Source organism: Cyanobacteriota bacterium, from assembly GCA_025054735.1.
Classification (GTDB): Bacteria; Cyanobacteriota; Cyanobacteriia; order SKYG9; family SKYG9; genus SKYG9.
In genome coordinates, this window is sequence record JANWZG010000436.1 from 1 (window position 1) to 3,103 (window position 3,103).

The 3,103-nt window shown below is 50.3% G+C and carries 3 protein-coding genes; 1 reads left to right on the top strand and 2 read right to left on the bottom strand.

The features are described from left to right. Window positions 1–197 precede the first annotated feature (197 nt). Both NZ772_16405 and NZ772_16410 read right to left on the bottom strand, forming a co-directional pair. Complete coding sequence (locus NZ772_16405; GenBank protein MCS6815137.1) at window positions 198–593, bottom strand: NINE protein; 396 nt, start codon at window positions 591–593, stop codon at window positions 198–200. 84 nt (window positions 594–677) lie between these two features. Next, window positions 678–1,652, bottom strand: coding sequence for a M23 family metallopeptidase (locus NZ772_16410; protein MCS6815138.1), 975 nt, complete (start codon window positions 1,650–1,652; stop codon window positions 678–680). Window positions 1,653–2,010: 358 nt separating this feature from the next. Here NZ772_16410 and NZ772_16415 point away from each other — a divergent pair. Further along, the coding region (locus NZ772_16415) for a trypsin-like peptidase domain-containing protein (GenBank protein MCS6815139.1) at window positions 2,011–3,103 on the top strand (1,093 nt) is incomplete at its 3' end.

The window sequence follows — 3,103 nt, forward strand, 5'->3', positions numbered from 1 at the left end:
CGTCAATACGAATCCCAAGCTTAGCAGCCAGTTCAATCTCCTGGGCAGATCGCAATCGATAGTAGGGATCCTTCAACAAACGCTCCTGTAACGACTGCCGCTCTAAAGCTATGTTTAGGGTTTTCGCAATCGTTGTTAACCACCTATCCCATGCCATGTTAACCAGCCCATTTGACTCACCTACCCAATGTGATTGCCTACCCGATGTGATCTAGCAGTTGCCGACGTTTTTGCTCAAACTCGTAGTCTGAAATCAGCCCTTCCTGCCGTAATTGGTCAAGTTGTCGCAGGGCATCAGCGACTGCTCCTACTTTAGCAGGGTCAATTACCCCAGAAGTTGCCTGTGGTGGCTCCTCCTGACATTGAGTTGCATTGAAATTCCGATCGAATTCGGGGCCGTCTTGAGACAGGTACCAGACACCCTCGATCGCGGCAGCAATGCGGGCAATGGGTGTGCTAAATGACAGTAACACGTATAAGATGCCCCATCCTGGTTGCCCCAAATAAAACTTGTGTAGCCCTGAAATCGGCAAGACAACCCCAGCAAAGGCCAGCAGAGCAGCTATTTTTCGATCCTTGGGTCTAGTCAACATACCTGTGAGCGTCTACAAACGTGCTTAGTGATACGTCCTAATCTGGTGAATGATAACGAGTGGCAAGCGACTAATATCCCAATCTTACTGGATGGATGCAGAACTGGGTGGTTTAGGACGCTGGCGATCAAGATAGGGAGTGGGATCCTCAGCAATCCATCCCAGCCTAGAGTTGTAGCGTATTTCAAAGTGAAGATGGGACTCAATCGAACTTGGACTACCCGTCGCGCCTACGGTTCCGAGTTGGTCGCCGACTTGCACCTGTTGCCCCACCTGCACTGTGATTGTCGCTAGCTGAGCATAGCGGGTTTGAAGGCCACGATCGTGATTAACCACCACTAACTTGCCATAGGTGCCCTGCTGATCAGCAAACGCAACTGTGCCCGCTGCCACTGACAACACAGCCATATTCGGGGGCGCTAATAAATCCACACCACTGTGAAAGGCAACTTGTCCCAACGCGGGGTGTAATCGCCAACCATAACCGAGCACGATCGTTGCTGGCACAGGTAACGGATAGCCCTGAATCACAGTTTGGGCGGCAGTAGCTGGCAATCGAGGTGTCCCTTGGGGTGACCAGTTGACACCAGGTATAAACACCGTGGTTGGCTTTACTTGACAGCCATTGACTTCAAACAAGACATCGGCTCTAACGCCATAGATTGCGGCTAAATCTTTCCAGGTTTGGTTAGGCTGTGCTTGCACACGAATGCCGTTATAGGGCGGGATCAAAATTTCTGTGCCTGCAAGGCGAGTTCCGATCGGAACTGCTCCCTCCTGAACTTTCTGCAACACTGGATTCAGGCCAATCACTGTTGCAGGAATCAGGTTGTATCGTTGAGCAATTGCTGCCAATGTTTCCCCCGGACGCAACCGATGACGCACCAACTGCTCAAGCGCCGGTGGTGGACAAACACTACTAGTGACATCAGTAACTGTCCTTGGTGGTACTTGAGCGGATAACCTCGGCAGTCCACAATAGACCGCCATCAAGCATATGCTCAAGCTGGGCACCACTGCGATCGCTGGCGTTACCCGTTGGGCATCAAACCAATTCATATCGATATGTTTAGAAATGATGAGCTGCTTGTTGAGCAACTCTTAGTCCAGCGTCCATTGTAGCGACTACATCAACATGAATCTTTACAAAAGAAATTGTAGAGTTCACTACCAGTTCTCAGACTGGTTTCAGTAGATTAGGAAGAGATGCTGTTGAGTGCTATCAGGTCACCCGGAACTGCCGTCAATACCTGAGTAAAAGCATTTAAATCTATGCTGGCAATAATGCAGATGTGGCTAAGGGAATGTTTACCCATTCCTAGCTAATGCATTACGTCCCTCTGGATGACTGATCGTCCAGTCATGTTGCCATAGCTAAGCATCTCACATTGACCCTCACAACCATGTCATTGATCCCATGAAAATTTCTCCTCAGCAAGCAGCCCTCTACTTTGGACTTCTCACCATCGGTGGTGTCGGTGGGTTGTTCCTCAGTCGCTATGTAGAAATTCGCATCCCTAATCGTCAAGGGCTTCCCGTAGTCCTGTTACCCTCGTCTCAGGTTCAGTCTTCTCCCAATGCCCCAAATTTACCTGCTCAAACTGCGTCTCCCCTAGCTCGTACCCAGGATCCCAACTTCATTACCAAAGCTATCGAACGGGTTGGGCCAGCCGTTGTGCGTATTGATGCCTCCCGCCGAGTCCGCAATCAGCTATCGGATGCTATGAAGAACCCGTTGTTTAGGCACTTTTTTGGGGATGGTGAACCAGTGCCAGAGGAACGAGTTGAGCGCGGTACTGGGTCAGGCTTTATCTTGAGTGCTGATGGGCGGGTAATTACTAATGCTCACGTGGTAGATGGTGCTGATCGAGTCAAGGTGACGCTTAAGGATGGCCGGGAACTGGAAGGTAAGGTTGTCGGCATTGACCCGGTGACTGATATTGCTGCTGTGAAGTTGCATGAGAACAATTTGCCCACCGTCGTGTTAGGGCAATCACACACCATCACTCCAGGACAATGGGCGATCGCCATCGGTAATCCCCTAGGGCTAGATAATACTGTCACGGCTGGAATCATTAGTGCCACTGGGCGGTCTAGTTCTCAGGTAGGGGTGCCTAATAAGCGAGTACGCTTCATCCAAACCGACGCGGCTATCAATCCAGGTAACTCTGGTGGGCCACTATTGAACGATCGCGGTGAAGTGATTGGCATCAATACTGCCATTCGAGCTGATGCTCAGGGGCTAGGGTTTGCAATCCCGATTGAAACTGCTATGCGTGTGGTGAACCAACTATTTGCCGATGGCAAAGCTAGCCATCCCTTTCTTGGGATCCAGATGGTAGACCTCACACCAGAGCTAAAGCGCGAGTATAACCAAAGTCCCCGAGCTGACTTTGAAGTGAGTCGCGATCGAGGTGTGCTGATAGTGAAAGTTTTTGAAGATTCACCTGCTAGCCAAGCTGGGCTGAAAGCTGGTGATATGATTCAAGCCATTAACGGAAAACCCATAG